Here is a 17,650-nt window from a genome sequence, read left to right as displayed (position 1 = left end):
TGATGTCATTCATGTCATGACACACACGCCGCGTCGTCTCCCTTTGCGGAGAACATTGCCAAGCAACGGGTGTGGCATCACCAGAAATTTATTGGGCCAGCAACAAACCAGCGCCAGTCACCCGAGGGTGGCTGGCGCTGGTGATCATACCGTTATACGACTGTCATTTGACCGGCATAAAGCACGAAGTAGCGCAGCAGCAGGATCCCCACCAGGGTCAGGCTGCAGACCAGCACCAGATAGCCGTTTTTGGCCCGCAGCGGCGCGGGGGCCAACAGAGCCAGCAACTGGGGCAGCAGCATGCCGATGCCCACCACCCCGAGCCAGAATACCTGAGCCCAGAAGCCGCTGCCGATGGCGGCCCACATGGCTGCCTCCTTCTGGCCGCCACCGAAGTAGAGGCCGGTAAAGAAGCAGACCAGCAGCAACACCTCCACCGCCAGCACCGGCCGCTCGAAGCGGTGGACAAAGCTCACCCCCTGGCTGTGATGGTTCTCCTTGAACAGGGTAACCGCCAGCAAGATGGTGGAAGCGATGCCGGAGCTGACGCCGGAGATGAGGAACAGCACCGGCAGCACCGGGTTGTTCAAGAGCGGATAGGTCTTGAGCGCCGACAGCAGAAAGCCGGTGTAGGCCCCCAAGAGCACGGCGAGCAGCAGCAACAGCGGCGCCAGCAGCCGCTCGATGTGGGCAAGCCAAGCGATGAGATCATCCACAAAGGCGAACTTCTCTTGCAGCAGGTGACTGCGCAGGGTCTCAATTTCGGAGCGAAACACCACCGCCAGCCAGGCGAACAGCAGCGCCATGTAGACCTGGAACAGCATGACCCCCATCGACATCACGGAGTCGAACTGATAGTGGAACATCAGCTTCCAGAAGGTCCAGGGGCGGGCCAGGTGGAAGATAAGGATCAGTAACCCCAGCACCACGCTCACCGGCGCCAGAATGGCGGTCGCCTTGATGATGCCGTTCTCGCTGCCGGCCCCCTTGCGGCGCAACAGCACCGAGAGGGTGGTGGCCCCGGCGGAGATGCCGAGCAGGAACAGGTAGATGGCGATGGGCCAGTCCCAGACGAGGGAAGGGAAGTGAAATGCGTCATGCAACATGATCCATTCCTCCTTCTGTTGCTTCGGTAGATGGCGATCGGACAAATCCCCACACGAGGGAGGGGAAGTGAAATGCCGCTTGCATGGTCATGACGTTATCTCCCCTTTGGGCACGCGGTACATCTTGGGTGAGGTGCCGAGTGCCTGCTTGTAGCGATAGGTGGTCTCCTTCAGCAGCCGTTTGGCGATGGGGCTGTCCGGGTCATCCAGATTGCCGAACACCAGCGCCCTGGTGGGGCAGGATTCCACGCACGCGGGCTCCTTGCCCGCCGCCAGGTTGGTCTTGCGGCAAAAGTCGCACTTATCGGCAACCTTGGTCACAGGGTTGATAAAGCGCACCTGATAGGGGCAGGCGGCCAGACAATACATGCAGCCAACGCAGAGATCCGGGTTGACGTCGACGATGCCATCCTCCTTGCGGATATGGGAGGCACCGGTCGGACAGACGTGCACGCAGGGGGCGTTGTCGCAGTGCTGGCAGGACTTGCGAAAGAAGTGGTACTCGGCATCAGGGAAGGTGCCGATGGGGCCGGAGCGGATGATCTCGAGCCGCGAGAGCCCCTCCGGCACCTGATTCACCTCCCGGCAGGCATCCATGCAGGCGGTACAGCCGATGCAGGCCGTCTCGTCGTGGATCATGCCGTAGCGGATCCCGTCGATGGTCTGGCTGTGGGCGAGGGTGGTGGCAAGGGAGCGGGTGTTGGCACGAGCAGCCCCCGTCATCATGATGAGGGCCCCTGCGCTCATCCCCGCCATAAAGTGACGGCGAGAGCAGCTCATGAGGCCTCCTTGCCGGTAGCCGGTTTGGACTGCTCCTGCCGGGCCTTGCTGGCCTCATGCTGCTTGCTGTGGCAGTCGACGCAGAGCTTGATGCGGGACTTCTCCGGAATCGCCACCATGGGCTCCTTGGCCGGGTGCAGCTGGTGGCAGCTGGTGCAGGTGAGCTTGGTGGCGTGCACGTCGTGGGCCCAGAGCGCCTCGCGCAGCACTTTGGGCTCGTGACAGCTCATGCAGACCCCGTTCTGCTCGGAGATGGGGTAGCTCTCGGTACTCTGTTTGTTATTGAAGCTGTCGCTAAAGCGCATCACATCCTTGACCCCTTCCCGATGCTGGGGAGAGGGCAGGCCGTGGCAGTTGGTGCAGGTGACCGGTGCCAGGTTATTGGGGTTGGTCGCCTGACCATGTTTGCCGTGCATCCCCTCGCTCTGCTCCTTGTGACAGTCGGTGCAGGCCTTGTCGGGATTGCGCAAAAACGCCACGTCGTGGGTAGCTGGGAGGGCCGCTGGTGCGCTTGCCGTTTCGGCGGCCTGGCCCTGCAGGCTGGTCAGCAGCATGGCTGCCATCAGCATCAGTCGTAAGAAATCCATCGTTAAATCACCCATAGGAAGCCTCCATCCACTGCGGGCCCGAGCTGGCCGGGCCCGCAGGCGCCATTACTGTGCCAGCCGTCCGGCCGCTTTGGCCTCGGCATCCCAGGCGGGAACTGTGCTCTTGAGGAACTGGGCCTTGTCGGCATTCATCTGTTTCATGTCCATGCCAAGGGCGGCTTGCGCTTTCTCCTTGGTGGAGATGTCGGGGATGGCGATCTCGTGGCTGATCCCCTTGGCGGCCAGCAGGCGCACCAGCTTGGTACGGGCATCGGCGGCCTTGTCCAGGGCGGTGCCCAGCATGCGCAGCGCCACTTCCGGGGCGTGCATCTGTACCCCGTGGGAGGCGATGGAGAAGTCCCAGCGCCATTGGGCGTGGCGGATGTCCTGCTGAATGTCCTTCATCTCGGCCTCGGTGGCGCCGGCATCCCAGGCGGCCTTGGCTTCAAAGTGGGCGTGCACCAGCTGCTTCTCGACTTTGAGCTTGATCTCGGTGACGGCATCCTTGCGCTGCTTGACCACCCCTTGCAGCATCTCCTTGCTCTGGGTGTGGCAGTTGCGGCAGGTCTGGTCGAAGCGATCGAAGGGGTTGCCCACCTTGTGATCGGTGTAGACCTTGCCCTGCTCGTTCTGCACCTTGGGCATGTGGCAGTCGACGCAGGCGACGTTGTTCTGGCCGTGAATGCCGGCGCGCCAGGTCTCGTACTCGGGGTGCTGGGCTTTGAGCATGGGGGTCCTGGAGAGGGCATGGGTCCAGTCGGCAAAGCCGATTTCATCGTAATAGGCCTCCATCTGCTCCACCGTGGTGCCCTTGTCCCAGGGGAATTTGACCGCCTTGGTGGGGCCGCTGAAGTAGTACTCCACGTGGCACTGGCCGCACACCTGGGACTGCTGATCGAAGCGCCCCTGCTCCTTGAACGGCTTGCCGATGGCGGTCATGGCCCGGTCGGCATAGGGACGGGAGAGGTGCAGGGCAGGTTTGCCCTCCTTGAACTCTTTCGAGGCGGTGTCGTGGCAGTCGGCGCAGCCGATGGTGTTGACGATTTCCGGTCCGCCTTTTGCCCACATCCCCTTGAAGTAGCCATCCTCACCCTTCTCGTCGATGACGCGGGCCACGTCCGGGCCTTTGCAGCTCCAGCAGGCCATGGGCAGCGGACCGTCTTCGGCGGTCTTGGGGGCGCCGGTACGCAGGGTTTCCCGCACGTCGGTCAGCGCATAGAAGTGGCCGCGCGGCTTGTTGTAATCCTTGGCAAAGGGGTAACCGCCCCACAGCACTATCATATAGGGATCTTCCGCCAGCGCATCGGTGCGCTCCTTGCTCTCGCTGGTTGCTTTCCAACTACTGAACTGATCGGCGTGATCCTTGGCGAACAGCTCGCTGCGCGCCTCTATCTTGCTCTTGGTGGTTGCTTCATCAGCCTGTGCCCAGCCGCTGGCGCCAAGCCAGCTGGTCAGCAGCAGGGCGGCAAGCCCCAGTTTTGTCTGTCTGTGTTGTGAACCCACGTTTATCACTCCCAGATAAATGTCCTGAACTGCCCAATTCCATCTTGTTGCGTGGATTTCATCCCCATTGGGCGGGGTGGGCAGAGGTCTGATTGGCGGTGAATAAAACCGCGCAATATGTGATTGCTCGAGGTCTACCCTAACAAATAGGTAAATTTAATGATGATTTATCGGAGGGAGAGTTGTGCCAGATCAATTGGTGCGCAGGATTAATCGTTGAAATGAGATCTGGATTAAATTTTATGGAAACTTAACTTCTTGTTAACGGCTGAACATCTTATGGCGGGTGTTTGATATATACAGTCACGCATGTGCCATTTTGCTGCTTATCCTGGTTGTCACCGATATGGTTCAGAAAGCTTGGTAATTACCCATGCATGAAATTGGTTTTATATGCAAATGTGCCCTGTTGCAGCATGGGCTTTTGTGGTCTTCGGATTATGGTCACTCATCGAGGTTCTAAGCAGATTTCTCGTCAAATGACAGAAATGGTCACATGGTGGCTGACAGACATGTTAATAAAGGTGATGTGATTGGGGTCATCCAAATCTCATTTCGTTTAGAAAAGCCGGTGAGATGCACAATGTTGTAAGTAATGGCCATTTTATGGCGATTTTTGTCGAAAATAGCGAAAAGACCCACGCAGTCTGGTGCGGTATGATTATTGAACAGACAAGTATCCTGTGGGTACTGATGTTGGTAGTTACGGTTTTGCTGGAGGTTGTATGGCTGAGTTGCAAATTGAAAAGTCCACGGTGATCACCCAACTCGAGGGCTCCGTGTTTGTCATCAGTGCAGATGGATCTGTCATACGAGCAACGGTGGGGATGGCGCTGCAGCCGGGGGAGCGCCTGCAAAGCGCTCAAGGGGGCCATTTTCAGTTAGCCGAGCCGGGCAGTGAGCCTGCAGGCGAGCAAGCGGTTGCTGCCAAACCTGAGCCCGCCACTCCGGCTGCTGATGGACAACCGACCGATCCGGAACTGGCCTCTTTGCAAGAGGCGATCCGCCAGGGGATTGACCCGACCGAATTGTTCCAGGAGACCGCCGCCGGCAACGCAGCCGCAGCAGCGGGCAATATCGGTGGTGTGGCCGGTTCCAGCTCGGGTGGTTTTGTGGTGGTCGACCGTACCAATGATGCCACCCTGGCCGAGGCCGGGTTTGATACTGATCACGCCGTTCAGCCTGCAGGTGACGAGCAGCTGTTTGCTGAAGAGCGCGATTTCTTTGCCGCCATCACCATCACCGAACCGCAAACCAGCGACAACATCATCAATGCAGATGAAGCGGCGGGCGTCATCATTCGTGGTGTGGTGGATGATGTGGAGGTGGGCCAACCGGTCACCGTCACCCTTATCGATCAGGCGGGAAATTCACTGACGGTGACGACAGTGGTGCTGCCCGGCTTGGTGTGGGAAGCGAATTTTGGTGATGTAACCGGCAAGCTGGTGGATGGCCCGCTGCAGATTGTGGCCAATACCCAGGATCAGGCGGGCAACAATGCCAGCGACACCGGACAGACCCTGCTCGATACCATCACCATCATTACCCTGGATCTCGCCGATGAGAGCGACACCGGCGCCAGTCAAACCGATGATCTGACCCGTGACAATACCCCGCTGTTGCAAGGGAAGGGGGAGCCCGGTGCCACCGTGACCCTGAGCCTTGGCGGCAGCGTGCTCACCGTCCTGACGGTGGATGCCGCCGGTAACTGGCAATATCAGTTGCCGCAGACCCTGGCCGATGGCCAGTACCAGTTTCAGGTCAATTCCGTGGATATTGCTGGCAACCGTGCCAGCGATACCCTCGTTATCAATGTCGATACCCAGGCCTTCATCGATATCGATGATCTCGATTCCGCAGCCCTGTTTGGCAACAGCAGTGCCACCCTGAGCGGTACCACCGGCAATGTGGAAGCGGGTCAGAGCGTCACCATCACTCTGGTCGACAGCAATGGCCAGCCGCTGCTGACCACCTCGGCACTGGTGGGGGCCGATGGCCGCTGGCAGGTATCAGGTCTTGATCTCTCCGGTATCAATCAATCCTTTGAAGTGCGTGCCAGTGTCACCGATCTGGCGGGCAACAGTGCCATCGATGGGGCACCGCTGATCGGTCAGAGCGAAACCCTGACGCTCTCCGAAGCCGGATTGGCCGATGGGCCGATCACCGCGACCGGCAGCCTCAATACCGGGGCCGGTCAGGATGGCAATCTGCAAGTCCAGTTCGCCGCTGATCAGAGTGCCTTGGAAGGGCTGGGTCTCGTCAGCCATGGTGCACCACTTGGCTACACCATCAATGGTCAGACCCTGACCGCTACCGCCGGTGGGGCGACAGTCTTCACTCTGACCCTCAACAATGACGGCAGCTATCGCATCGTCTGGAGTCAGAGTCTGGATCACGGTCAGGACGCGTTGCGCCTGCCGTTCAATCTCGAATACCGCGATAGCGACGGCGATCTGGTGAAGGCGCCGCTGGTGATCAATCTGGTGGACAGCAATCCGCCCAGCTTCGAGATCCCGGCCATTCCCCTGACCGAAGATGCCTTTACCAACGGCGCCGCCGTGGTGGGCGAGAGCCGCTTTGTGGTCAAACACACCGCCGATCCCCTGCTGGTGGATTCGCTGGTGTTCAGCAATCAGAGCGGCACCCTGGCTAGCCTCAACGGCTCGGGTCTTGCCAGCGATGGTCATCCGCTGACGTTTGAATTTGCCGATGATCGCACCTTGGTGGGTTACTACCAGAATGGCAGTGGCCAACGGGTGGAGGTGCTGCGCGCCGAATTGAATGCAGAGCAGCAGGGCAGCGATCTGGCTGGTCGGGCGGTGGTCACCCTCACCGGGCCGCTCGATCATCAGGGTAGCGACACGCTTTCCCTCGGTTTGCAGGTGAGCGCCAACGAGATCGATGGCGACAGCACCAGCGCCAACCTGACGCTGACCGTCAATGATGGCAGTGATCCCGCATTGGGCGTCGACAAGGGGGTCGCCCTGCAAGAAGGTGGCAACCAGAGCATCGATGGTCAGCTGCCGGTGACGGTGGGGAGCGATCGTTTGGTCTCCCTCAACTTTGAGACCAACCAACCGACGTTGGTGGGGCTCACCAGCCAAGGCAAGGCGACGACCTATGAGGTTCAAGATAACCAGCTGATCGTCAAGGATTGGCAGGGCAAGGCGATCCTCACTGTCACCATTGGACTAGATGGCAAATACAGTGTCTCCCTGACCGGGGTGTTTGACGAGCCGGAAGCGACCAACAGCCTCAATCTTGGCCTGAAGGTACAGGGCTCAGATTATGACGGCGACAAGAGCAATCTCGGCACCCTCAATATCACCATTACCGATGGTGCCTTGCCGCAGGTAGAGCCTGTCTCCCTCACCTTGAGCGAAGATAGCAACTGGCAGCAGGGCCAGACCCTTAACGGCGATCTGGCTATCACTGCGGGAAGCGATCCGCTGGCCAGCATCACCTTCGATGCCAATCAGCCGGGGCTGCAAGGGTTCACCTCGGGCAAGCAGGCCGTGACCATCACGGTGGCCGACCATCTTATCGAGGGGCGCACCCCAGATGGCACGCTGGTGTTTGAACTGACCCTTGGCAACGATGGCAAATACAGCTTCACCCTCCATCAGCCGCTGGATCAGGGCAGTGCCGACAGCCTGCTCAAGGCGAGCTTTACCCTGCTCGACAGCGATGGCGACAAGGTCCACTCCACCATGACTGTGGCGGTAGGTGATGGCGCCAACCCGACCATCTCCGCCGTGACCGGCACCATGATGACCGAGATGGCGCAAGGGGAGGCGGCCGCCGTCAGTACCATGAGCTTCTCGGTCGCGCACGGCAGCGATGCCCTCGACGCCAGTTCCCTTGGCTTTGACATCGCCAGAATCCAGAGCACTCTGACTGGACTCACCAGCCACGGTAACCCAGTCACTTTCGCCGTTGACCCCGCAACCGGCCAGCTGGTCGGAACCGCCGGTGGGCAGGTGGTGCTGCGCGCCGAGCTGAGTCTGGGAGACAACAACGGTAACTGGAGCGTCACCGCCAAGGTTACCCTGAGCGGCGAGCTGGATCACAAGGGGAGCGAATCCCTCAACCTGCCGCTTGCCGTTACTCTTGCCGACAAGGATGGCGATCGCATCGGTACCACGCTGCCGCTCACTATCGTGGATGGCAAGGCGCCGAGCTTTATCCCGGGCACCGGGGTGACCCTGGATGAGGGGAACCTCACCGGCAGCAACAGCCTGAGCCAAACCGGTCACTTCGATGTGCAAGCTGGGTCGGATCGGGTTGTCGAGGTGGCATTTGCCGATGCCAGCGAACAACCTGCGCTGACCGCATTGGGTAAACCGGTGCAATACGAGCTGGTTGATGGCAATAGCGCCATCCCCGGTAGCCAGCTGATCAAGGGCTATGTGATGGTGGATGGTCAGCGGGTCGAGGTGTTCGAGGTCAAGCTGGTTGGCAGCCTCGATCAGGCTGGCAAAAACAGTTTTGACTATCAGGTCACCCTCTATCAGGGGCTCCATCAAGGCGGTAACGCCGTGACCGAACTGCCCATCAAGGTGATCGTCAACGATTACGACAAGGCGGGTGGCAACAACGACAGCACCAGCGGCATCCTCAATATCCAGATAGGGGAAGGGGAGAAACCTACCCTTACCCTGACAGGCGTCACCTTAAGCGAAGGGCGCTTCGATGGCGCCAACTCGGCGGGCGATGATCAACGGGCGAGCGGCAAGATCACCATCAAAGCCGACTCGGATCCGGTGACCGATGTGCGTTTGACCTTTGCGGGTCAGGTCATGGATGCCAGCGGCAAGCCCATCACCCACAACGGCGAAACCCTGACCTGGAAAGCGGTTGGCACGGATGGTCACACCTTCCAGGCGGTGACCAGTGGCGGTCTGGTAGTGATGACGGTGTCCATCCCCACTGTGCCCGCCAGCATCGCCGCTCACACTAGCGCGACTATCGATTATCAGGTCACTGTGCATACCAACCTGGATCACGGGGCGGATGACAAACTCAACCTGACCTTGCCGGTAGAAGTCACCGACAGCGATGGCAGTCAGAGCCAGGGTTCCACCTCCATCACGGTGACGGATAGCCTTGACCCTGAACTCGGTCTGGACAAGGGCGTTTCACTGCAGGAGGGTGGCAACCAGAGCATCGATGGCAAGCTGCCGGTGACGGTGGGCAGCGATCGTCTGGTCTCCCTCAACTTTGCGGCCAATCAACCTGCGCTGGCGGGGCTGACCAGCCAGGGCAAGGCGACGACCTATGAGGCTCAAGATAACCAGCTGATCGTCAAGGATTGGCAGGGCAAGGGGCTCCTCACCGTCACCATCGGGCTAGATGGCAAATACAGCGTCTCCCTGACAGGTGTGTTTGACGAGCCGGAGACGACCAACAGCCTCAACCTTGGCTTGAAGGTACAGGGCTCAGATTTTGACGGGGACAAGAGCAATCTCGGCACCCTCAATATCACCATTACCGATGGTGCCTTGCCGCAGGTAAGCCCTGTCTCCCTCACCTTGACCGAAGATAGCAACTGGCAGCAGGGCCAGACTCTGTCGGGCGATCTGGCCATCACGGCGGGCAGCGATCCGCTGGCCAGCATCACCTTCGATGCCAATCAGCCGGGGCTGCAAGGGTTCACCTCGGGCAAGCAGGCCGTGACTATCGCGGTGGACGATCATCGTATCGAGGGGCATACCCCCGATGGCACGCTGGTGTTTGAGCTGACCCTTGGCAACGATGGCAAATACAGCTTCACCCTCCATCAGCCGCTGGATCAGGGCAGTGCCGACAGCCTGCTCCAAGCGGGCTTTACCCTGCTCGACAGCGATGGTGACAAGGTCTCCTCTACCATTACCGTGGCGGTGGGTGATGGCGCCAACCCGACCATCTCCGCCGTGACTGGCTCCATGATGACCGAGATGGCGCAAGGGGAGGCGGCCGCCGTCAGTACCATGAGCTTCTCGGTCGCGCACGGCAGCGATGCCCTTGATCCCGCATCCCTCGCTTTTGACATCGCCAAAATCCAGAGCACTCTGACCGGATTAACCAGCCACGGTAACCCCGTCACTTTCACCGTGGACCCTGCAACTGGCCAGCTGGTCGGAACCGCCGGTGGGCAGGTGGTGCTGCGCGCCGAGCTGAGTCTGGGAGACAACAACGGTAACTGGAGTGTCACCGCCAAGGTCACCCTGAGCGGCGAGCTGGATCACAAGGGGAGTGAATCCCTCAACCTGCCGCTTGCCGTCACGCTGGCCGACAAGGATGGCGATCGCATCGGTACCACGTTGCCGCTCACCATTGCGGACGGCAAGGCACCGAGCTTTATCCCGGGCACTGGTGTGACCCTGGATGAGGGGAACCTCACCGGCAGCAATAGCCTGAGCCAAACCGGTCACTTCGATGTGCAGGCAGGATCAGATCGGGTGGTCGAGGTGGCGTTTGCCGATGCTAACGAACAGCCTGCGCTGACTGCCTTGGGTAAACCGGTGCAGTACGAGCTGGTTGATGGCAATAGCGCCATCCCCGGTAGCCAGCTGATCAAGGGCTATGTGATGGTTGATGGCCAGCGGGTCGAGGTGTTTGAGGTCAAGCTGGTTGGCAGCCTCGATCAGGCGGGCAAGAACGGCTTTGACTATCAGGTCACCCTCTATCAAGGGCTTCATCAGGGCGGTAACGCCGTGACCGAGCTGCCCATCAAGGTGATCGTCAACGATTACGACAAGGCGGGCGGTAACAACGACAGCACCAGCGGCACCCTCAATATCCAGATTGGGGAAGGGGAAAAACCGACCCTCACCCTGACTGGCGTCACCTTAAGCGAAGGGCGCTTCGATGGCGCCAACTCGGCGGGCGATGATCAACAGGCGAGCGGCAAGATCACCATCAAGGCCGACTCGGATCCGGTGACCGATGTACGACTGACCCTCTCCGGTCAGGTCATGGATGCCAGCGGCAAGGCCATTACCCATAACGGCGAAACCCTGACCTGGAAAGCGGTTGGCACCGATGGTCACAGCTTCCAGGCAGTGACCAGCGGAGGTGTGGTGGTGATGACGGTTTCCATCCCGACCGTCCCCGCCAGCATCGCCGCTCACACTAGCGCGACTATCGATTATCAGGTAACGGTGCATACCAACCTGGATCACGGTGCAGATGACAAACTCAACCTGACCTTGCCGGTCAAGGTGACCGACAGCGACGGCAGCGTGATCACTGGTAGTGCCACCGCCGTGATCACCGACGCCGCCGATCCCGTTATCACTGCTATCGATAGGGTCACCGTCAAGGAGTCGGATCTCAATGGTGACGGTGGCCAGCATGGGGGGACCAGCCCGTCAGGCACGGGAGAGGTTGCCATCGGTCAGGTGACGATCGCCGCCGGGAGCGACCGGGTTGCTTCTCTGCAACTGGATGTGGCCCGCTTCAACGCCCTCAACGCGCTCACCTCGGGGGGGAAGGCTGTCAGCATCAGCGCAGACAGCCTGCCGGGTGTGTATCTTGGCAAAGACAGCGCAGGCAAGGTTATCTTCAAGCTGACTTTGGATGTCTCCGGTCGTTATACCTTCAAGTTGATCGGCAATCTGGATCACAGCGCACAAGGCAAGGATCTGCTGGACATTAAGTTGCCGCTACAGGCATTGGACCGTGACGGAGACCTCAGTGCCGAAGTGACTGGCCATGTGAGCGTGCAGGATGATGTGCCCCTTGCGGTTGATGCGAGCCAGGCCCTTGATGAAGGTGCGAGCGTGACCGGCGATCTGCTGGCCACTGCCAGCGAGGGGGCGGACGATGCGGTAGTGAAATTGGTAACCATCAATGGCACCGAGCACCCCATCGCCGCCAAGGACGACACCACCATTGCGGTCACAGACAGCACTGGGCAGACCATAGGCACCCTGGTGATCAATGCCGAGGGTAACTACAGCTTCACTGCCAGGTCGGGCATTGATCACAGCAACAGCACTCTGGTGCAGCAGATTGAGTTCCACCTGGTGGACGGTGACGGGGATACCGATGATGGGGTCCTGACCCTGACCATCCAGGACGAGGCGGGCATGCTCAGCGTGAGCGCAGTCACCGGCCAGGAGGACGCCGGTGCAACCGATCCTAGCCAGGGGATCCCCATTACCATGAATCTGGATGTGGGGGATTTCGATCGGGGCGAGCATGTGGAGCAGCTGCTTATCCAGGCACCTGCCAATGCCCAGGGAACCTTCTATTTCAACGGTGTCGCGCTGACCACCATTACCCTGGGTGGCAAGACCTGGTATCAGGTGCCGCCTGCGGCCATGGTGGCGGTGGCCAACACCAACGACAAGTTCCAGCTCACCGGTGTCACCTTCGTGCCTAACCACGACTACTCGAACTACGACCTCGGTGGCCACCCGCTGCGCTTCCCGGTGCAACTGCAGGTCGGCGTCACCGAAGGGAGCAAACCCTCATTGCTGACCGGCAACCTGGACATCACTGTGCAGGGCATTGCCGACAAGCCGCTCTGGGATGGGGCGAGCACGAACCAGCACTACAACGCTAACGAAGACAGTGCCGGTATTGCGCTCAATGTGAATGCCGCGCTTACCGACACCGATGGCTCTGAAACCCTGAGCTACCAGATCAAGTGGGAGTCGGGCCAGGGAACGCTTACCCTGAATGGCAAGGTGCTCACCCCGGGGGCAAACGGCCTCTATACCGTTGCTGGCGGCGACATCAACAAGATAATCGTGGTGCCCGGTAAGGACTACAGCGGTGACATCAAGCTGGTGGTGACACCGGTCAGCACCGAGAAAGCCCCCGTGGTCACCGGCCATGAGACGGCCCTTGGGGACCCCATCGAGCTCATTATCAACGTCAACCCGCTGGCGGATGACGCCAAGCTGACAGTGCGCGATATTCAGGGCAAGGAAGATATTTCGCTCGATCTGGGTAGCAAGATCTCCCTTGCTCATCTGGACGACAAACTCGATGGCTCCGAGCAGCTGTTTGTTCGCATCAGCGGCCTACCTGCTGGCGCGACCTTGTGGCTGGGCAGTGTAGCCGTGAGTCAGAACGCCGCGGGCTACTACGAGGTGCCTTACGATCGGATTGGTGATCTCAAGCTGCAACCACCGAAAAACAGCAACGTCGATTTCGAGATCACCATCAAGGGGGTGGTGAAAGACACGGCGACGTTGACCGATGCCAACGGCCAGACCCATACCGTGGTCAACGAGAAAGAGACCGCTGGTCAGACACTCCATGTGGATCTGGTGGGGGTGGTCGATAGACCTGACTTTATCCTCAATGGTACCGACTGGACTCATGATGGCATTGGTCAAGGCTACAGCATCACAGTGGCAGAGGATGGCAAAGCGCCGCTCAACTTCAAGCTGGTGTCCGGTGAACTGGCTGATACCCCGTTAGACAGCTCGGAAAGCCTTAACCTAGTGCTGAGTGGCCTGCCGGAAGGGGCCAAGGTGTTTGATGGTAAAGGGAATGAGTTGACGCTCACCTTTGCCGGACTCGATGTCCATGGCAAGCCCACCTATCAGGTTGATATTAAAGAGCTAGGCAACCTGGTGATCCAGCCGCCCCACAACAGCACGGCTGATTTGAACCTGATCGCCAAGGTGGTGGTGACCGAAAACGACGGCGACAGCAAGAGCTTCGAGGTGCCGCTGCATATCAAGGTGGAACCTGTGATCGACGCTACTGATTACAACAAAACCAGTCATGGGTTTGAAGATCAGTTTGTCGCTCTCGATTGGCGCCCGGTGTTGAGCGATGGCGCCGAGAAGGTGACGCACCTTAGCCTCTCAGGTATCGAGTCAGGCTACGAAGTGTGGGTCAAGGACAGCAACGGAACCCATCAACTCACAGTGACGTCGGGTGCCGCCGAGTTGAGCGATGCCGATCTGCAGAGCCTGTTAAACGGCGGCCAACTGCTGGTAAAAGCACCGCAAGATAGCGACCGGGATACTACCATCCAGAGCCATGTCACCGTGACCCAGCAGGACGTGGATTCCAGTGTGGTGGTTAACAAGGTGGTTGATGGTCAGCTACATGTGGATATCCAGGCGGTGGTGGAGCCGGATGGTTTGCTTGTTCAACATGGCGGTGAGTTGGTTAGTCCTGATGGGAATGATATTCCGCTCAGCCAGGTGTTCATATTCGATGATCGTGATCCCAGCAGCGTGGAGACCATCGATTATCTGGTGATTAGTGATCTCCCTCCTGGTTTTGTCGTCGTAGGTGGGATTAATGATGGCAAGGGCAACTGGACTGTCCCCAATAGCGCCTTGGGTAATTATGCCCTGAGTGCTCCGGCTGGTTTCAAAGGGACGGTGACCTTCACAGTCAGTGCGCTGGTGATTGACAAGAGTGACGATGGCGATGTCAGCGAGCCGGTACGCAAAGACCTGAAAGTCTCTGCAACGTTTGAGGTCGCGGCAAGCTCGACGCAAAAAGCGGCAGATATCGATTTTGATTCGAGTCAGCCAATTACCGGCGTAGAAGATAAGCAGGTTAATTTTGGTACTCAATTCAAGAGCTGGGTAACGGTTGGTTCTACAGAAAATGGCGATGACGAGCTCAGCATCGTGATTACCGGCCTGCCAGCCGGGGTAAATGTGCAGGGGTTGACCTATGACTTCGTCAATGGCGAGTATCTGATCAAGCTGCCAGGCGGCCTCGGTGATCTCGACAAGTTGACTCTGACCTTGCCGACGGATTATGCCGGTGAAAACCTAAGTTTCAATGTGCGGTTGGTCAACACCGATACGGTGAGCGGCGATACCAAGATAGTCGAGAAGCAAGTCACTCTCTCCATCACTCCGGAAGTAGATATCAATGGTGGCCAGGATGGTCAGCCCGAGCTGACGCTGCAGGTCAAGGATGTGAACGGTCAGCCCAGCAACCTGGAAGACACCGAGATCCACCTCGACTTGTCGGTCAAACTGGCTGATATCAGTCCGAGTGTGGCTGACGGCGGCCTCGAGACGGTGAAGGCGGTGACCATTACCGTCGATCCCAAATTTGGCTATTTCCTGGTCGGCAATCAGCCACTGACCACCCTGGTGGTCAACGATGTGGCGGCGCTTAAAGATCTGGTGTTTGTGCCCAAAGAGCACTTTAGCGGCAAGGTGCCGCTCGATATCCAGGTCGATATTCTCGATACCGCCACCACCGGCACGGCGCAAGCCAGCTGGAGTGGGCATGCAGAGTTTGAGATAAAACCGGTCAACGATCCGGCCAAGCTCACGGTGCACAGTGTCACGGGGAGCGAGGATGGCACGGTCAACCTTGCCGGATTTGGTGCAACCCTTATCGACAATGATGGCTCCGAGCAGATCGTCGCGCTGCAGATCAAGGGAGTACCGGATGGCTTCACCCTGTCGGCTCCGGCGGTCAACAATGGCGGCGGCGTATGGCAGATCCCGGTGGGAACCGACTTCTCCAAGCTGGCCCTGATCCCGCCAGCGGACTTCAGCGGCACAGTCGATCTAACCTTCAGTGCTTTCACTCTTGATAAAGGTCTGACGGTGCCACACGAGGAGCCTGGCAGTTTCAAGGTGACGATTAACCCGGTGGGGGATGCCATCATCGCCGATATTCAGGGTCAGGCGAGCGGTACCGAAGGGGATGTGATCACCCTGGATCTGGGGCTGGAGACCCGGGATACCCAGCCAACCGGCGGCAATGCGGGTAATGTGCATGAGAACAAGCCCGAACAGGTGCGGGTCACCATCGAAGGGGTCCCTGATGGTGCCGAGATCCGCTTGCCAAACGGCGTGGCGGGGACGGTCGTTGATCTGGGGGGGGGGCGCTGGCAGGTGACCACCGAGGGTGGCAAGCTTGGCGCTGTCGAGCTGGTGACCAATGATGCCAACGGTGCGCTGGATCTCAAGATCATGGCCCAGAGCCTCGACAACGGCGCCCTTGGCCCTGTGGTCAATGGCACCATCCATGTGGATGTGAGCCCGGTCAACGATGAGCCTATTAACGTATTGCCAACGACCCCTCAAGTCGCGCAGGAAGATCAGCCCTTCGTCATCCACGGCTTGCAGGTGAAAGATGTGGATGCGGGCAGCAGCCCCATCGAGGTTCGCCTCTCGGTTGAGCATGGCTCCCTCAATCTGGTAGCGGGCAGCGGGGTGACGGTGACCGGAAACGGGAGCGGGATGCTGGTGCTCAGCGGGCCGCTGGATGCCATCAATGCACTGCTGTCCGGTGGGGTGACCTATAAGGGTGAACAGGACTTCAATGGTCAGGATCGGCTCACCATGGTGACCAATGATCTTGGCAATAGTGGTAGCGGCGGCGCGCTGAGCGATACCGATGTGGTAGCCATCGAGGTGCAGCCGGTCAACGATGCCCCGGTCAATCAGCTGCCTGGCAGCATGACGGTGAAGGAAGATGGCTCCCTGTCGCTCTCCGGTGTCAGCGTGAAGGATGTGGATGCAGGCAGTGCGCCTGTCTCCATGGTGCTGCGTGTCGAGCATGGTGTACTGACCCTGCTGGGGGCGACGGGTGCCGTGGTGGTGCAGGGGGCGGGTACCAGCGAGATCACCCTGGTGGGGTCGCTGGCCGATCTCAACCAGTTGCTGGCAAGCAACCTGCACTATGAACCGGCCAACGATTTCTGGGGGCAGGACACGCTCACTGTCACTACCTCTGATCAAGGCAACAGCGGCGCAGGCGGGGCGAAGAGTGATACCGATCAGGTGGCCATCACTGTCACTCCCGAGCCGGATATGCCGAGTCTGACGGTGGATCAGCATGCGTTCCATGCCTTGCAGGGGGCCGTTATTCCCCTTGGTATCAACGCCAGCGTGGTCAATCCGGCCACCGGTGAGCTCTCCATCCGCATCAGCGGTCTGGATGGGGCGCAGGTGCAGGACGAACATGGTCAGAGCGTCGGTCATGCCGATGGCAATGGCGACTGGCTGATCCCGGCCGATCACTCGGTTCCGCTCTTCTTCAGCGGTTTTGGTGACGGTGAGCATGTGTTGGGGATCAGTGCCGAGTCGAGTGTTGGCGGTTCAACCGTCAGCACGCCCCTTGAGACCATCACGGTGCACGGCCAGAGTGGTAATGAGCTGGTCGGTTCCGATCAGGGGGATTGGCTGTTTGGCTCCTCCGGTGATGACCGTCTGCTGGGGGGCCATGGCAACGACATCCTCACCGGCGAGGCTGGCAGCGATCTCTTCGTTTGGCAGCACGGGGATGAGGGGAGTGAAAGTCAGCCCGCGATCGATACCATCACCGACTTCCATCCGGAACAGGGGGACAAGATCGATCTGGCCGACATGCTGCAAGGGGTGAGCGGCAGCCATGTCGATGATCTGCTCAATCACCTCTCTGCCTCGGTGACTACGGGGAGTAATGGCCTGAGCGATGTGAATCTCTCGGTGGCGCCAGCCGGGGATGGTCATGTGACCCAGCAGATCACTCTGAAGGATGTGGATTTGAGCAGTTGGAATCTCACCAGCACCTCGTCCCACGATATCCTGCAGAGCATGCTGGAAAACCAGCATAGCCTGATCATCCAGCACCCCTGATAGTGGGTGTGAAGCGTTAAATAAAAGAGCCGGCAATTGCCGTAATGCCAGTCAGTTAAGCCTGACTGGCATTGTTTTTATTGGCTTTTTTCACACTATACCTCTGTGGCCTTGGCTTCAC

5 protein-coding genes are annotated in these 17,650 nt (G+C 59.3%); 1 reads left to right on the top strand and 4 read right to left on the bottom strand.

Annotation, left to right across the window (positions count from 1 at the left end; genetic code table 11):
• Positions 1-152: 152 nt before the first annotated feature.
• From nrfD to nrfA, 4 genes are all read right to left on the bottom strand, one after another.
• On the bottom strand, positions 153-1,106 hold the full coding sequence (nrfD, locus tag BSP75_RS04410; protein WP_075112353.1) for a cytochrome c nitrite reductase subunit NrfD: 954 nt from the start codon (positions 1,104-1,106) through the stop codon (positions 153-155).
• Positions 1,107-1,193: 87 nt separating this feature from the next.
• Complete coding sequence (locus tag BSP75_RS04405; protein ID WP_075112352.1) at positions 1,194-1,886, bottom strand: 4Fe-4S dicluster domain-containing protein; 693 nt, start codon at positions 1,884-1,886, stop codon at positions 1,194-1,196.
• A complete protein-coding gene (nrfB, locus tag BSP75_RS04400; RefSeq protein ID WP_075112351.1) occupies positions 1,883-2,488 on the bottom strand; it encodes a cytochrome c nitrite reductase pentaheme subunit in 606 nt (201 codons plus the stop codon). The genes BSP75_RS04405 and nrfB overlap by 4 nt, the downstream gene beginning before the upstream one ends.
• A gap of 51 nt (positions 2,489-2,539) precedes the next feature.
• Complete coding sequence (gene nrfA, locus BSP75_RS04395; protein WP_075112426.1) at positions 2,540-3,982, bottom strand: ammonia-forming nitrite reductase cytochrome c552 subunit; 1,443 nt, start codon at positions 3,980-3,982, stop codon at positions 2,540-2,542.
• A 719-nt stretch (positions 3,983-4,701) separates the two neighbouring features.
• Between nrfA and BSP75_RS04385 the strand changes: the two genes are divergently transcribed.
• Positions 4,702-17,529, top strand: coding sequence for a retention module-containing protein (locus tag BSP75_RS04385; protein WP_148140612.1), 12,828 nt, complete (start codon positions 4,702-4,704; stop codon positions 17,527-17,529).
• Positions 17,530-17,650: the final 121 nt, after the last annotated feature.

Origin of the sequence: Aeromonas sp. YN13HZO-058, assembly GCF_001921245.1 — a bacterium.
GTDB lineage: Bacteria > Pseudomonadota > Gammaproteobacteria > Enterobacterales > Aeromonadaceae > Aeromonas > Aeromonas allosaccharophila.
Note: the sequence above shows the minus strand (reverse complement) of the source record. Positions and strands in the feature narration are given on the sequence as shown.